The organism is Pseudoalteromonas distincta, assembly GCF_005877035.1.
GTDB classification, from domain to species: Bacteria; Pseudomonadota; Gammaproteobacteria; order Enterobacterales; family Alteromonadaceae; genus Pseudoalteromonas; species Pseudoalteromonas distincta.
The window spans coordinates 723,017-739,400 of sequence record NZ_CP040558.1; the positions used below are offsets into that span (position 1 = coordinate 723,017).

Sequence of the window (16,384 nt, forward strand, 5' to 3'; positions counted from 1 at the left end):
CGATGGAAACTAATCATCTCGATAAACAAAACTTTTTTGATTTAGGCAACTTAGATTCACTTCGTAAAGAAGCCTTAACGAGTGGCGATGCATCAACTGATGCCTCTAAAGCTGCGCTCAAAAAAGCGGCCGCACAATTTGAAGCTATTTTTACGCAAATGTTGCTCAAAGGAATGCGCAAAGCTAACGAAGCGTTTGAAGACAAAGACAGCCCATTTAATTCAAGTGGCGTAAAGTTTTTTGAAGAAATGCACGATCAGCAACTTTCAACAGAGCTTTCATCAAATGGCTCGTTAGGCCTTGCCGATTTAATAGTTCAGCAGTTATCGCCTGAGTCTAAAAACTTTATGCCAGGCTCGGTGCTTAGAACAACCAACGATATTTTTAGCGATACGCAAGTCGGTTCTGCTCTTCCTCATGAGCAAAAAAATAAGCAACCCGATCTTATCGTTAAGAGTACTAAAGCCGATATTGCTGAGCCTAAAGTCGATACTGCAGAGACTAAAACCGATAGCCCAACATTTAAAAATGCAGAAGAGTTTGTAAGTTCAGTGTGGGAACACGCTAAAACTGCAGCGCAAAAAATTGGTTTAAATCCTGCGGTAATGGTTGCACAAGCGGCACTTGAAACCGGTTGGGGTAAGCACATTATTAACAAAAGTGACGGTGGCAGCTCAAATAACTTATTTAATATTAAGTCAGATAAAAGCTGGGAAGGCGATAAAGCAAGCAAAATAACGCTTGAGTTTGAGCAAGGTACACCCGTTAAAAAACAAGCCAGCTTTAGAGCCTACGACTCAATTAAAGACAGCGTGAACGACTTCGTTGATTTTTTAACGCAAAACCCACGCTACAAAGAAGCATTACAAAATACAGCTAAACCAAACGACTTTTTAGATTCATTACAAAAAGCAGGTTATGCAACCGATCCAAATTACGCCAGCAAAATAAAAAAAGTGCTCAATAGCAGTCAGCTAAAAGACATTGCGGCAAACGTGATCCGCCAAGGAGTAGAGTAACATGTCGTTTAATTTATTAAACATTGCCAGTTCTGGGGTTAGATCAAGCTCGGAGCTACTGCAAACGACAAGTAAAAATATCGCCAATGTAAATACCGAAGGCTATGTGCGTGAGCGTACAGAGTTTACTACTATGGTTGACAACCAAGTAGGGCGAGGCGAAACATACCGATTACTAAACGAGTTTGCTCAGTCACAGCTAAATCGTGACACCTCTAATAAATCGTTTTTCGATCAGTTTATTACTGAGGCTAATCGAGTTGATACTATTTTTTCTGAAGAGTCGAACAACCTTTCGACTGGTATTAACTCTTTATTTAATAATGTGCAAGAAGCGCTAAATCAGCCCTCATCTACTGTTGCCCGCTCATTAGTAATGACAGATGCGCAAAGCTTAATTGATCAAATGGATAGGCTTTCGGGCATCGTGCTTGATCAAAAAAGTATAGTAAACGAGCAGCTCGAAATATTTTCAGATGAAGCAAACTCACTCATTCAAAGTATTAGCACGCTAAATCAAAATATAGCAGCCGTTAATGGTACTAATAACGCCGCAGATGCCAGCTCTACCTATAACGAACGCGATAAAGCAATACGCGACTTATCAGAGCTAATAGACATAGAAACGCTTGATGGTCCAAATGGCGAAAAACTCGTTTTTATGGGCACAGGCGAAGCAGTTGTTATGCAAAATGGCGCATTTAACTTATTTTCGATGACGGGCGATCCTGATCCTAATTTTAAAGAATTCACGCTTGATGTTAATGGTGGCAAAGCTGTGCCGCTTGAAGTTGATGTAAGTAAGCTTAAAGGCAAAATTGGCGGCTTACTTGCTTTTAGAGATGACATATTAGTCCCTGCGCAAAACCAAATTGGTCAAATGGGCTTAGCGATAGCTGATGCATTTAACGAGCAAAACAAATTGGGTATGGATGCAACAGGTCAGCTAGGGGGTAATATTTTTAATATACCTACCGTTGGCGCTTATGCATATCAAGCTAACACCGGTACTGCCGGTATGACTGCAACAGTAGAGCCAGGTAAGGGCAGTGAACTTCCTGCCAGTGACTTTATTATTACTTATACAGCTAATGCTAATGAAGTAAGTATTCAGCCCATAGATAACAAAGGAAACAAGATTGGTGATCCGGCATTAGCCGATATTTCTAGTGGTGAAATTAATACAGCTTCAATTAAAAGAGCAATACCACCAGCTCTGCCTACCCCTGATACAGTTGAAGAATCTTTTGGCCTAAAGGTTAATATAAGCGGCATTGGTAACGTCGGAGATCAGTTTCAAATTAAACTTAATTCTGACTCGGCTTCTAGCATTACGCTTGCAACAGGGCGCGCAGAAGATTTAGCACTAGCATCGCCTATTCGTACAGCTAACAGTATAGATAATACCGGTACCGCTACTATTTCAGCAGGAGAAGTTACAAGCGTGACATCGGGTGGTTTTACCACCGCTCCCGGTTTGACCAATGGCGGTATTACCCTAGTTAAAACAGGCACTGCAAACGAATATCAAATTTCTGATGAAAATAATACGGCAACAACAATTATTATTCCACCGCCAGGTAATAACGTTTTATCTCAAGCTGGAACGCCATACAGCGATTATGGTTTTGATTTTGATATAGAAGGTACACCAGCAACAGGCGATACCTTTACACTTGAGTTTAACGAAGGCGGCTTTGACGATAACCGTAATGGTTTAAAATTAGCTGATTTACAAAATGGTGAGTTAGTCCGTTTAAATGTAGAAACAACAGCAACGGCCGACAACCATAAAACGTTCAACCAAGCTTATTCAGGATTAGTGAGTGATATAGGAGTTGTAACTGGCCAAGCAATCACAAGTGGGGCTGCATTTGATGCTCTAGCACAGCAATCTGAGGCATGGTACGAGTCGTTATCGGGTGTAAACCTTGATGAAGAGGCCGCAAATTTACTGCGTTTTCAACAATCATACTCAGCATCAGCACAAGTTTTAGCAGCAGCTCAAGAAATTTTTGACACCTTATTAAATGCGGCGAGGTAATTATGCGTTTATCAAATAATTTAATGTACCAAAACAACATAAATAAAATACTCGACAACCAACAAGGTGTTGCAAATGCACAAGAGCGAGTAACAACAGGTGAAAAGTATTTAACCACCTCAGAAGCGCCAGCTGCTATTTCGCAAGCTATGCTGTATTCAAATAAAATACAAACTAATGAGCAATACACTAAAAATATCGATCAGCTAAATGGCCGCCTAGAAACTGAAGAAAGCGTATTACAAAGCATAAATAGTAATATTCAACAAGCGCAAGAGCTGACTATTCAGGCAGGTAATGGTGTTTATACTAAAGACGATTTAAAATCGATTGCATCAGAACTTAGTGGCATTCAACAAACGCTAGCTAACTTAATGAACACCCGATCAGAAGACGGTAAATTTATATTTTCAGGATACCAAGACAGCACCCAGCCTTATCAACTTGAGTCAGGTGAATATAACTATAAAGGCGATCAAGGCCAGCACCAAATAACTATAGCTGAAGGTGTATCAATTAAGGCGAGTGATAACGGCTTTGATACGTTTGAAAAAACAGATGCCAGACTAAATGTACTCGATAATAAAGCAGACATACCAACAACAACACCTACAAATAATATTACTAAAGGCACTGTTTATGTTGATGGCCAAGCCGAGTTCGATAAGTTCCATCAAGCTCAATACAATGCTGACCCAACGACTCCAGTTTCACCTACAGCAAATACTTTTAGTGTAGTTACAACCGCTGGTGCGACAACAAACGATCCTGATACATACGAAATTTTACAAGATGGTGTGTCGCTTACCCCTCCTCAAACTGGTGAAGTTACAGATGATACAATTGAATTTGCAGGTATGAAAATTCAATTTGAGGGCAATGCTCCAGGCCAACTCGATTTTAGTCTTGAAAAACCACATAAAGAAAACGTACTTAATACATTGCAAGCACTTATTACCGGCCTTAACGATGGCACACTTGAAGGTGAAGACTTTCAGCAAGTACTTGCTGATGGCTTAGTGCAATTACAAAACGCCAGTGAGCAAGTCGTGTTTACCCAAGCAAGTTTAGGCGGGCGTATGAACGCACTTGAAAGAGTAAGTGATTCAAACTTAGCACTCGATATTCAAAATAAAAGTAATCGCTCTAACTTAGTTGAAGTTGATATGGCAGAAGCTATTAGCGAACTGACTAAACAAGAAACGGCACTGCAAGCATCGCAAGCTACTTTTGGCCGTTTAACTAACCTTTCATTATTCGATTACTTATAAGCAGAAATACCTTGCCGCTTTACCTACTTTTAAAGCGGCAATACTTTGCGGCAAAAATTGGCTACAAAATCGCGGCAAAAAAATGTCACTCCTTTCTAAATAATCTCACCTCCAACTTTTCAACTCAACAAAATCAATTTTTATAATTAAAAACAATAAGTTAAAAGCGATTAAAAATTGGCACAGTAAATGCTTTCTTATTTTAAGAAATTATCGAACAGTGGTTCCTGTTAAATCGTGTTGAACCACACTCTGTTTAAATCTAGGAGATGGTAAAATGGCATTAACAGTAAATACTAATGTGTCGTCACTAAACGCACAACGTAATCTAACTAAATCTGGTGAAGGCTTAGCAACGTCAATGGAGCGCTTATCATCAGGCATGCGTATCAATAGCGCAAAAGATGATGCCGCCGGTCTACAAATTTCAAACCGCTTAACATCGCAAATAAATGGCTTAGCTGTAGCTCAACGTAACGCAAACGATGGTATTTCAATGGCGCAAACTGCCGAAGGGGCGATGCAAGAGTCTACTAATATTTTACAACGTATGCGTGAGCTTGCTTTACAATCTGCCAATGGTTCAAATTCATCAGATGATAGAGAAGCATTACAAAAAGAAGTTAGCGCATTACAGAGCGAATTAACTCGAATTGCAGAAACTACTTCATTCGGTGGTCAGCAATTGTTAGATGGCTCATTTGGTACAAAAAGCTTCCAAGTAGGTGCTAATGCGAATGAAATTATTAATATGAGTCTAGGTAATGTAGCTGCTGAAAACTTAGGCAGTCAGTCGCTTTCAGCTGGAGGTTCAGTGATGGGGGTGGCAACTACTGCAGCCGCAACTGCACCAGTTAACGGCATTTTAGCTGAAACTGACTTAGTCATTACAAGTAATAATGGTAAGTCGACAAGTGCAATTTCATACGACCTTAGTGACTCAAGTAAAACAGTAGCTAATGCAATCAACAAAGCAACCGCAGATGGAAGTGTGCCAGTAAAGGCATCGGTTGAAAATGTAGTATCAATGACATTTGATGCTGCAACGAATGGTGAATCACTTTCGATGAGTCTAAATGGAGAGTCAATTAATCTTACGAATTTCAGCCAAAGTGATATGACCGAATTAGCAGCAGCTATCAATGATAACGCCAATACAAATGTGGTAGCAACAGTTGATGAAAATGATTCAAGCAAATTGATTTTAACAGGCGACGATGATATTAAAATTGACAACCTTTCTTTCACAACTGTAGCTAGTGGTGCCGCAACAGCTACAGTTACGGGTAATAAAGAAGGTAGTACACCTGCTTCACTACTTAATTCAACAAATGATAGTACAACATTGACTGGTGAAATTAAATTATCAGGTGTTAAAGGTTTTTCAGTAGCAGGAGGGAACACTGATGTGTTTGCAACAGCTACAATGAATTCTTCGTTAGAGTCAGTGAAGTCAGTCGACCTATCAACACAAGCGGATTCACAAAGTGCGATAGAAGTAATTGATGCGGCATTAGCATCAATTGATGACCAGCGTGCCGGTTTAGGTGCTGTTCAAAATCGATTTAGCCATACTATTAGTAACTTAGCAAATATCCATGAAAACGTATCAGCCTCACGTAGTCGTATTCAAGATACTGACTTTGCAACCGAAACTGCACAAATGACTAAAAACCAAATATTGCAACAAGCGGGTACATCAATACTCTCGCAAGCAAACCAAATACCACAAGCAGCCATTAGTTTATTAGGTGGTTAACTATTAACTTCACCAGTAAATACTTATAAACGCACTTTAATTTGAAGTGCGTTTTTGTTTCTTGAGATAGTAAAAGTTATTTGCGACATAACTTTATGCATTATAAAAATTAATAAATAACTATTTTTCATTCTAAAACAGATAATTACGTTTCATTGAACAAATAAACTAATTTTTTTTCAAAATACTCCTAAAGATAATTTACCTCCTGCCGTTAACTTAATCAGTACGGAGCTGAGCATACATTTGTGACAGCTCTTGGTTAAATTAAAATAGCAACATTACGAAAGTAATCAGGAGTTTTATTATGATTTCGGTAAACACAAATGTATCCTCACTAAACGCTCAACGTAACCTTTCTCAATCGGGTTCTAATTTAGCAACATCAATGGAACGTCTATCATCAGGTATGCGTATCAATAGTGCAAAAGATGATGCGGCAGGTCTGCAAATTTCAAACCGTTTAACATCGCAAATAAATGGTTTAGGTGTAGCACAGCGTAATGCTAACGATGGTATTTCAATGGCGCAAACAGCTGAAGGGGCAATGCAAGAGTCTACTAATATTTTACAACGTATGCGTGAGCTTGCTTTACAATCTGCCAATGGTTCAAATTCATCAGATGATAGAGAAGCATTACAAAAAGAAGTTAGCGCATTACAGAGCGAATTAACTCGAATCGCAGAAACTACTTCATTCGGTGGTCAGCAATTGTTAGATGGCTCATTTGGCACAAAAAGCTTTCAAGTAGGTTCTAATGCGAATGAAATTATTAATATGAGTCTAGGTAATGTAGCTGCTGAAAACTTAGGCAGTCAGTCGCTTTCAGCTGGAGGTTCAGTGATGGGGGTGGCAACTACTGCAGCCGCAACTGCACCAGTTAACGGCATTACTGCTGAAACTGACTTAGTTATTACAAGTAATAATGGTAAGTCGACAAGTGCAATTTCATACGACCTTAGTGACTCAAGTAAAACAGTAGCTAATGCAATCAACAAAGCAACCGCAGATGGAAGTGTGCCAGTAAAGGCATCGGTTGAAAATGTAGTATCAATGACATTTGATGCTGCAACGAATGGTGAATCACTTTCGATGAGTCTAAATGGAGAGTCAATTAATCTTACGAATTTCAGCCAAAGTGATATGACCGAATTAGCAGCAGCTATCAATGATAACGCCAATACAAATGTGGTAGCAACAGTTGATGAAAATGATTCAAGCAAATTGATTTTAACAGGCGACGATGATATTAAAATTGACAACCTTTCTTTCACAACTGTAGCTAGTGGTGCCGCAACAGCTACAGTTACGGGTAATAAAGAAGGTAGTACACCTGCTTCACTACTTAATACAACAAATGATAGTACAACATTGACTGGTGAAATTAAATTATCAGGTGTTAAAGGTTTTTCAGTAGCAGGAGGGAACACTGATGTGTTTGCAACAGCTACAATGAATTCTTCGTTAGAGTCAGTGAAGTCAGTCGACCTATCAACACAAGCGGATTCACAAAGTGCGTTAGAAGTAATTGATGCGGCATTAGCATCAATTGATGGACAACGAGCTGACTTAGGTGCGATTCAAAACCGTTTTGATCACACAATTAGTAACCTAGCTAACATTTCTGAGAACGTATCAGCCTCACGTAGCCGTATTCAAGATACAGACTTTGCGACAGAAACAGCGCAAATGACGAAAAATCAAATATTGCAACAAGCAGGTACGTCAATCTTGTCGCAAGCGAATCAGTTACCACAGGCAGCACTTAGCTTATTAGGTTAATAAGTTAAAAGTAAAACCTTAATGGTTAGCTAACTAATATATAAAGTCAGTATTAGTATTTTAAAAAGGAGGTGGCTTTAGCCACCTCCTTTTGTAGTTTAAGGATATAAATTAAGCTATTGTTGGTTTAATTAAGTGAAAAATAGGAATCTGTTATGAATACAATTACTTCAAACGCAGAGGTTACAACATTACCGACTCCTGCTGGTGATGATAAGCAAGTAGGGCAAGCTGCTAGTTCGCTAACTGAACGCGCTGTTGACGATGTAAAGCAAGCTGATGCACAAAATCAACAACGATTACAGCAAAATCAATACGAAAAAAATAATCAAGAAGTAACTGCTCAGCCGTTAGAGCGTGAACAGCTAGAACAAATGGCGCAACAATTGCAGGACTTTATGGGTGAAATGAACCGAAGTTTGCAATTTAAAGTTGATGAAGATTCAGGTCGTGATGTTATTAAAGTACTCGATAAAGACAGCGGCGAAGTTATCAAGCAGTATCCTTCTGAAGAAGTATTAAGTTTGGTTTCTAAATTGTCTGAATCTGCCGGTATTTTAATTGACCAAACAGTTTAGTAAGTAATTCAGATTACTATTTTAAGTTAGTTTATTTTTAAGAATTTAAGAGGTGAAGCATGGCTATTTCGTTTACTGGTTTAGGTTCTGGGTTAGCAGTATCAGATATTGTTGATGCACTAGTTAATGCTGAACAAGCACCCGCTGAGTCTCGTTTAAATACTACTGAAAGTAAGTTAACTACGGATATTTCTGCTGTTGGTGCACTTAAGTCAGCGCTCGAAAAAGTACAAACCTCAATGGAAGCATTGGGTGATAGTGATAATTATCAAAAGCGAACAGCATCAGGTAATGATGACTTTATTTCTATTAGCTCAGATAAAGAAGCCCAGCCTGGTAGCTACAATGTAAAAGTGGATGCATTAGCACAAGCTCATAAGTTGTCATCCCCTGCGTTTGCTGCAGACGAGGCTATAGGTGCGGGTGTGATCACGATAGGCTCTGGCGCAAATAGTTTTTCTACGGTTTTATCGGCTACCAATAAGTTAGAAGATTTACGAGACCAAATTAATAACGGCCCTTTTACTGGCAGTGATAGCAATGATTCGGTTGTCGCCACTATAATAACCAGTGATACCGGTCAGCATTTAGTGCTTACAAGTAAAGAAACCGGTGAAGATAACGCTATAACAATTACCGTACAAGATGATGACGGTAATAATACTGATACAGGCGGGTTATCTCGATTAGCTTATGATGTATCAGACGCAGATCCGGCTAACCACACAACTAACATAACGCAAGTTAACGCTGCTCAAAACGCACAAATAACAATTGATGGCACGTTAACTGTATCAAGCAATACGAATGAATTTAGTAATGTGATTGATGGCGTGGATATTACCGCTAAAAAGTTACATGCCACTGACGACGACTTAAGCGACATATCAGTTACTGAGAACAATAATAATATTAAAACGGGTTTGAATAGTTTTATTGAAAGCTATAACGAACTGTTAGAGCTTAGTAATAATTTAGGTGCCTCCGGAGAAGGTGGTGCAGGCGTTATGGCGGGGGATTCACTACTTCGTGGTGTTATGTCAAAGTTACGTAGTGAAATCACCGAGTCAGTTGACTTAGGTGATGGTAACTCATTATCGCTTTCGCAATTAGGTGTTGAAACAGATCGCTACGGTGTTTTAACGCTAAATACAGAAACACTGGATGAGCAAATAGACGCAGATGTAAATCTAGTGCAACAGTTTTTTGTAGGCGATGACGATGATGGCTTTGCACAGTCGTTTGATGAGCTAATGAGCTTTTATACAGATTCTGACGGCATCATACAAAACCGAATAGATAGTAAAACAAATCAACTAGATGATTTAGATGATGATCGCTTGGACCTTGCCAGTAAAATGGAGTCGCTATCGTCTCGCTTATATGCTCAATATAATGCGATGGATTTATTAGTGGCGAGCCTTAATAACACCAGTAGTTATGTTCAAGCTCAATTAGAGAATATGCCAGGCGTAGTACGAGATAACTCTTAGTAGATAAATATGGTACTAAATTAATAGCTAAACTAAGAAAGCACAAAAAACCGTTACTTAAAACGGTTTTTTGTGCTTTCTATTTGAGTAGATTTTAGCGACTTGCTTTATAAGCTTTTATCGCCTGTCCTGACTTTTTATGTTTAATAATAGCTTTTGATGATTCGTTTTTTGCACTATTCGCTTTTACTAAAATAGTATTTATACGAAGCTGAATTAATTCTAATTGCTCTGCACTTGGGCCGTCGCTGCTTTCGCACCATTGCTTTAGTTCAGTATTTAAAGTGTCTAAAAGAGGCCGAGCTTCGTCTGCGTTATTATCATTTACTAACACTTCAATATTACTAAGCAACGTTTGTATGAGCTCAGAGTAGTTTGTTAGTTGCTCTGAAGATGTTGGCGAGTCCATAATTGAAATTAAACCGCAGGGCTTCGTTGATCTAGTGGAATGTTATCCCAACCTTCTTTAATTTCTTTAACGATACTTGATACTTCCACAATTGCTTCAATATCGTTGTTTATGTTCGCTTGCGTTAAACGGCGTTGGCAGTAGTCGTACAGTGCCAATAAATTGTTAGAAATACTAGGGTCTTGTTCTACTTCTAAATTGAGTGCGTCTTGCAGTGCACCAAATAATAAAACACAGGCTGAAATGTTTTCACCTTTTTTTTGTATTTCTTTGCGCTCAATAAACCCTTTTGTTGCTGCTAAGCGACCGATTATATTACTGAATATAAGGTTTATTTGTTCATAAGGAGCCATTTCGGCAATACTACTAGCACGAACTTGACCGTATTTTTTTACTGAGACATGAGCCATGGGAAGATCCTAAAATTTAAAACAATAAAATTATGTGAAAGCTAATATAAAAACTTATATAAAAAATCAATAAAGCTTTTATACTTTTACATAAACAAAGCAATATTAATGCCAAGCATTTTCACTTATTTATGTATCGGCATTTGTAACTTCAACTTAAATTTATAATTGAGTTTATTTACTAACAATAGCATTTTTATAGCCGAGTAAATTAATTTTTAGAGCTAAGTTATAGCTAGGTAATAACTAAGTTAAAACTATAACTCATACTTAATGATTAACTATTAAGTATGATTGACTTAACTAGCCCGCCTGTTTTTTGGCGTTTATGTCAAAAAACTGCCGCTATCACTTGCATCCATGCTGAACTGGCTTACAATTTAACTAATTATACAAATTAGTGAAAGTACGGCTCGCTAAATATGATCTTGATTTTAGATAATAATAACAACCGCGCAATAGGATTAAATGCTTCACTTGGCTTTATTGGTGAAGCTGTACAACTATTAAGCGAAGACTGCTTTGAACAAGAATGCAAAAAATATCAGCAGCAAGAATGCATGATTATTTTAGGAGCGTTGCAATCACTTGACCACGAAAGCTTAATTAAACGCTATCCAACATTACCGTTTTTATTAATTGGCGAAACGCTAAAACCACTATTAAGTATCGCTAATGTGGTGGGGCTTATTTGCGAGCCATTTAATCACGAAGTGACAACGCAGTTACTTCACGATTGCCAACAGTATCAGCGCATGCTGCCTAATGAGCATAAGCATAGTAAACCACATAAAATTTTTGATGGACTTGTTGGTGAAACAGAGGCCGTAAAAGATGTTCGCTTTTTAATTGAACAAGTGGCAAAAACCGATGCTAATGTTTTAATTTTAGGCGAATCAGGCACTGGTAAAGAAGTGGTTGCCCGTAATGTACACCTGCTTTCAAAGCGCATTAATGGACCGTTTGTACCTGTAAACTGTGGTGCTATTCCTGCAGAGCTGCTCGAAAGTGAACTATTTGGCCACGAAAAAGGCGCGTTTACTGGTGCTATATCGGCTCGTAAAGGGCGCTTTGAACTAGCTCAAGGTGGGACGCTATTTTTAGATGAAATAGGCGATATGCCACTGCAAATGCAAGTTAAGTTGCTGCGAGTATTGCAAGAACGCAGCTATGAACGTGTTGGTGGTACAAAGGCAATCCAAGCTGATGTACGCGTTATTGCTGCCACGCATCGTAATCTTGAAACAATGATTGAAGAGGGTAGTTTTAGGGAAGATTTATATTACCGCTTAAATGTATTCCCTATCGAAAACCCATCGCTGAGTGAGCGAGCTGATGATATTCCGCTGCTTTTAAAAGAGTTAATGCGCCGTGTTAACGACCAGACTGGTTCTACCGCTAAGTTTACAGAGCGCGCAGTTGAGAGCTTAAAAGAACATGCTTGGCCTGGTAATATTCGTGAGCTTGCTAATTTGGTGGAGCGTATGGTTATTATGTTCCCTGACAAAGTGGTCGATATTCCTGATTTACCTAACAAATATCGTTACATTGAAGTTGAAGCCTACGAGCCAGAATACCCTGAAGAGTTAATGGAAAAAGACGCCTTTAACGACATATTTAGCACAGGCTTTAGTGATTACGAAAGTGAGCCAGACGCTGAGTTTAGCCAAACGGGTAGTGGTCTATTGCCTGATGATGGTATTGAACTTAAAGATTATTTAGCCGAACTTGAAATTAGCTTAATAACCCAAGCGTTAGAGCGCTATGATTACGTTGTAGCTCGCGCTGCAGAGATATTAGGGGTTCGCAGAACAACACTCGTTGAGAAAATGAAAAAGTATAATCTTTCACGAGATTAGAAGTACGAAAATGGTGAAATACTTTTCGTTATTTATTATTCATTTGTGATCAATCACTTTACGGGCTTTGCCCGTCACGCAAGCAAGCTTGGCGTCTACAAGATAATCGTAAACTTAAACCTTGGCGGTAGACGCTAGACTTGCTCGCGTGAAAAACAAGACTTTTAATCATTTAAATAAAACCGTTATTTCACAAAGAGAAAAACGAAGGTAAATGAGAAACCATAGTCAACTTACGCTTTACTTCTCTAAAGCGCAGCGTCTCTTAACCTCTTTGTGAACTAATCACTTTTATGGTTATAAATCGCTTACTCACTAAAAGTCTTAATAATTTCTTCTTTTCTAAAACAATCATTACTGTGATCGTTAACCATACCGCAGGCCTGCATATGAGCGTAAACCGTTGTAGGGCCTAAAAACTTAAAACCCCGTTTTTTTAAATCTTTAGCAAATGCAGTTGATGCCTCTGTAATTGCTGGATAATCCTCAGCGTTATTTAAATTACTTATAATCGGTTTATTATCGACAAACTGCCACTGGTAGTTACTAAAACTTCCAAATTCTTTTTGTATTTTTATAAAGCACTTTGCGTTGTTAACAGTTGCCGCAATTTTTAAGCGATTGCGCACAATACCCTCATCAAGCATTAATCTCTCAATGTCATCTTGTGTGAATTGTGCCACTTTATCTACATCAAAATTAGCAAATGCTTTTTTGTAACCGCTACGCTTTTTTAAAATTGTGTACCAGCTTAAGCCGGCTTGCGCTGATTCAAGAGTGATAAATTCAAACAGCTTTGTATCATCATAAAGAGGGACGCCCCATTCTTCATCATGGTAAATAACGTAGTCGGGTTTAGTGGTGTCGAGCCACGGGCAACGGCACTTTTTTTGCTCACTCATTATTATTCCTTTTTGTGTGCGTCATTTTTATGTCGCTCAAATTATTGATGTAACTTAATGATAAGTATGTAAATAAATTTTGGTATAAATCGTGCATTTAGACATGTATCTACATCAATTCGAGATTTGATTATGGCCCTTGCTAGCGTGCTAAAACCACAGTTTTTTTCTGCAAATCAGTATAACCCATGTTTACTTCAAGAGGAGTACATTGGTGAATTAAGCGATCTGCGCAAGCAAGCAAGTTGGCTTTCGCACTTGGTTGATACCATGCCAGCAGGTGTGGTTGTACTTGATGGCAAAGGGTTGATTGCAAAAGCGAATCAAATAGCGATTGATATGCTTGGCGAGCCACTTGAAGGCGAACGTTGGTTTAATGTTATTCAGCGCTCTTTTAGGCCACATCAAGATGATGGCCATGAAGTGTCTTTAAAAGACGGACGCCTAATAAAGCTTGATATTACTGCTTTAGCACCAGAGCCTGGGCAACTTATTTTAATGACGGATTTAACCGAAACTCGCCGCTTACAAAAACGTGTTGCACATATGCAGCGATTAAGCGCGCTGGGTAAAATGGTTGCATCATTAGCGCATCAAGTACGTACGCCGCTTTCAGCCGCTATGCTTTACGCAGCTAATTTAGGGTCTAAGCGCTTACCCGAAGCATCTCGTGATAATTTTCAAACAAAGTTAATGTCGCGTTTAAAAGATTTAGAAACTCAAGTAAACGACATGCTGTTATTTGCTAAAAGTGGCGATCAGCAAGTTGTTGAGCAAGTTTCAATGCAGCAGCTTTTAACCGAAGTTAAAGCAGGTGCCGATGCGATGGTCGCACTTAATGAAAGTGAACTGGATGTAAGCTTACCAGAACCCGATATACAAATAGTTGGTAATAAAACAGCATTGGCCAGTGCTATTCAAAATCTAGTGCACAATAGTATTCAAGTTATTGGCGGCGGCGCAAAAGTAAAAATTAGCGCACAAAGAGATTTAAAAGATTTAGATATGGTTCGTATTAGTGTGAGCGACAATGGCCCAGGTGTTGATTTAAGCCAAAGCGATAAAATTTTTGAACCATTTTTTACTACAAAAAGTCAGGGCACAGGTTTAGGGCTTGCTGTAGTGAGTTCGGTGGCTAGTGCGCACCAAGGCCGTGTTGATGTGACTAATAATACGCATGGTGGTGCCTGCTTTAGCTTGTTATTGCCTATTAAGGCAACATCTAAATTAGAGGGGTCATTATGAGTAACACTATTTTAGTTGTCGAAGATGACGCAGGGCTTCGTGAAGCCTTAATAGATACCCTTGAAATGTCGGGTATTGAATGTGTTGCAGCGAGCAGTGCTGAGCAAGCAATGTTACTGCTTAAAAAAGATCAATTTTCGCTTGTTGTAAGCGACGTGCAAATGGGCGCAATGAGTGGCCTTGATTTACTACGCAGTATTAAATTAAACCACCCTGATTTACCTGTATTGATGATGACGGCCTATGCCACAATTGACGATGCGGTAGAGGCCATGCGCCTAGGTGCAATTGACTACATGGCAAAACCATTTGCACCTGAAGTGCTGTTAAATATGGTGAGCCGTTATTTGCCTGAAAAAGCAAAAGAAACCGACGGCCCCATTGTTGCTGACCCAACTAGTATTCAATTATTGGAGCTTGCAAGTAAAGTAGCACGCTCTGATGCAAGTGTAATGGTACTTGGCCCAAGTGGTTCAGGTAAGGAAGTACTTGCGCGTTATATTCATGATAAGTCGAGCCGATGTAATGAGCCATTTGTAGCGATTAACTGCGCGGCTATTCCTGAAAATATGCTCGAAGCCACGTTATTTGGTTACGAAAAAGGGGCTTTTACGGGGGCGATTCAAGCATGTCCGGGTAAGTTTGAGCAAGCACAAGGCGGTACTATTTTACTTGATGAAATTACTGAAATGGATTTAGGGCTACAAGCTAAACTTTTACGCGTACTGCAAGAACGTGAAGTAGAGCGTTTAGGGGGGCGTAAAACTATTCAGCTCGATGTACGTATTTTGGCAACCAGTAATCGTGATTTAAAAGAAGCCGTGTCTGAAAATCAGTTTAGAGAAGATTTATATTACAGGCTTAATGTTTTTCCACTTATGTGGCGACCATTGTGCCAACGCCCTGGCGATATTATTGTATTGGCTAAGCATTTAATTGAGCGCCATATAAGTAAAAGCAAAGAGCCTATGGCGTATTTAGATAAAGCTGCTGAGCAAAAGTTACTGGCTCACGCGTGGCCTGGTAATGTACGCGAGCTTGATAATGTTATACAGCGTGCGCTTATACTGCGCACGTGTAACACAATAAACGAGCATGCTATTTTTATCGAAAACTTAGTATCTAATAACTTTGTTATGGAGCCTTCATTGGCACCGGCGCAAACCGTATCGCCAACAGAGTTAGCTCACGCAAACAAAGGTGTTGATAAAAGCACGTTAAGCTCTGCATATTATGATGAAAAGTCGCATGCTGAGGATGAGCCTAAACAAGGTTTATTAGCGGCAGATACCGGTAGCTATAAAGATGAGCTTAAAGACAAAGAGCATCGAATTATTTTAGAAACCCTTGCACGTTGCCAAGGTAAGCGTAAAGACGTTGCCGAAACGTTGGGCATAAGCCCACGAACTTTACGTTATAAACTAGCGCAAATGCGCGATTTAGGTATTTCACTTCCTGCATAACCTCCTATAAACCCTAAGTTTGCGCTGCGAGCTTAGGGTTGTCAAAACTCTGACTCACACAAATTAAAGTTAACCTACTGTATTTTAATGATTAATTATTTGGCATGCTTTGTGCTTTATTACTTATAAGAGTTCACTGCGTGTCAGAG

Annotated in this window: 13 protein-coding genes; 10 read left to right on the plus strand and 3 right to left on the minus strand. The window is 39.1% G+C overall.

Features of this window, described 5'->3' with window-relative positions; genetic code table 11:
- The first annotated feature begins 2 nt into the window (after positions 1-2).
- From flgJ to fliD, 7 genes are all read left to right on the plus strand, one after another.
- The gene (gene flgJ / locus FFU37_RS03130) at positions 3-1,019 is read left to right on the plus strand and encodes a flagellar assembly peptidoglycan hydrolase FlgJ (RefSeq protein ID WP_138488698.1); all 1,017 of its coding nucleotides are present in this window, start codon (positions 3-5) and stop codon (positions 1,017-1,019) included.
- 1 nt (position 1,020) lies between these two features.
- Positions 1,021-3,063 (plus strand): flagellar hook-associated protein FlgK, encoded by a 2,043-nt coding sequence (gene flgK / locus FFU37_RS03135; RefSeq protein WP_138488699.1) that lies wholly within the window; start codon positions 1,021-1,023, stop codon positions 3,061-3,063.
- A 2-nt stretch (positions 3,064-3,065) separates the two neighbouring features.
- A complete protein-coding gene (gene flgL, locus FFU37_RS03140) occupies positions 3,066-4,334 on the plus strand; it encodes a flagellar hook-associated protein FlgL (RefSeq protein ID WP_138488700.1) in 1,269 nt (422 codons plus the stop codon).
- 277 nt (positions 4,335-4,611) lie between these two features.
- Positions 4,612-6,093 carry a flagellin gene (locus tag FFU37_RS03145; RefSeq protein WP_138488701.1) on the plus strand — a complete coding sequence of 494 codons (1,482 nt, stop codon included), beginning with the start codon at positions 4,612-4,614 and terminating at the stop codon, positions 6,091-6,093.
- 304 nt (positions 6,094-6,397) lie between these two features.
- Positions 6,398-7,876, plus strand: coding sequence for a flagellin (locus tag FFU37_RS03150; RefSeq protein ID WP_138488702.1), 1,479 nt, complete (start codon positions 6,398-6,400; stop codon positions 7,874-7,876).
- Between the two features lie 155 nt (positions 7,877-8,031).
- Positions 8,032-8,454: a flagellar protein FlaG gene (locus FFU37_RS03155; RefSeq protein WP_138488703.1), complete on the plus strand. Its 423-nt coding sequence runs from the start codon at positions 8,032-8,034 to the stop codon at positions 8,452-8,454.
- A gap of 59 nt (positions 8,455-8,513) precedes the next feature.
- Positions 8,514-9,947 carry a flagellar filament capping protein FliD gene (fliD, locus tag FFU37_RS03160; RefSeq protein ID WP_138488704.1) on the plus strand — a complete coding sequence of 478 codons (1,434 nt, stop codon included), beginning with the start codon at positions 8,514-8,516 and terminating at the stop codon, positions 9,945-9,947.
- Between the two features lie 94 nt (positions 9,948-10,041).
- Here the strand turns inward: fliD and FFU37_RS03165 are convergent, their stop codons facing one another.
- Both FFU37_RS03165 and fliS read right to left on the minus strand, forming a co-directional pair.
- The gene (locus tag FFU37_RS03165; protein ID WP_138488705.1) at positions 10,042-10,356 is read right to left on the minus strand and encodes a hypothetical protein; all 315 of its coding nucleotides are present in this window, start codon (positions 10,354-10,356) and stop codon (positions 10,042-10,044) included.
- An 8-nt stretch (positions 10,357-10,364) separates the two neighbouring features.
- Positions 10,365-10,766, minus strand: coding sequence for a flagellar export chaperone FliS (gene fliS, locus FFU37_RS03170; RefSeq protein WP_024592736.1), 402 nt, complete (start codon positions 10,764-10,766; stop codon positions 10,365-10,367).
- A gap of 422 nt (positions 10,767-11,188) precedes the next feature.
- Between fliS and FFU37_RS03175 the strand changes: the two genes are divergently transcribed.
- Positions 11,189-12,625 (plus strand): sigma-54 dependent transcriptional regulator, encoded by a 1,437-nt coding sequence (locus tag FFU37_RS03175; protein ID WP_138488706.1) that lies wholly within the window; start codon positions 11,189-11,191, stop codon positions 12,623-12,625.
- 308 nt (positions 12,626-12,933) lie between these two features.
- Here FFU37_RS03175 and FFU37_RS03180 read toward each other — a convergent pair whose 3' ends face one another.
- Positions 12,934-13,527, minus strand: coding sequence for a DNA-3-methyladenine glycosylase I (locus FFU37_RS03180; RefSeq protein WP_138488707.1), 594 nt, complete (start codon positions 13,525-13,527; stop codon positions 12,934-12,936).
- 132 nt (positions 13,528-13,659) lie between these two features.
- Between FFU37_RS03180 and FFU37_RS03185 the strand changes: the two genes are divergently transcribed.
- Together FFU37_RS03185 and FFU37_RS03190 are read left to right on the plus strand one after the other, a co-directional pair.
- A complete protein-coding gene (locus FFU37_RS03185) occupies positions 13,660-14,772 on the plus strand; it encodes a sensor histidine kinase (protein WP_008168789.1) in 1,113 nt (370 codons plus the stop codon).
- Complete coding sequence (locus FFU37_RS03190; protein WP_138488708.1) at positions 14,769-16,235, plus strand: sigma-54-dependent transcriptional regulator; 1,467 nt, start codon at positions 14,769-14,771, stop codon at positions 16,233-16,235. The genes FFU37_RS03185 and FFU37_RS03190 overlap by 4 nt, the downstream gene beginning before the upstream one ends.
- Positions 16,236-16,384 lie beyond the last annotated feature (149 nt).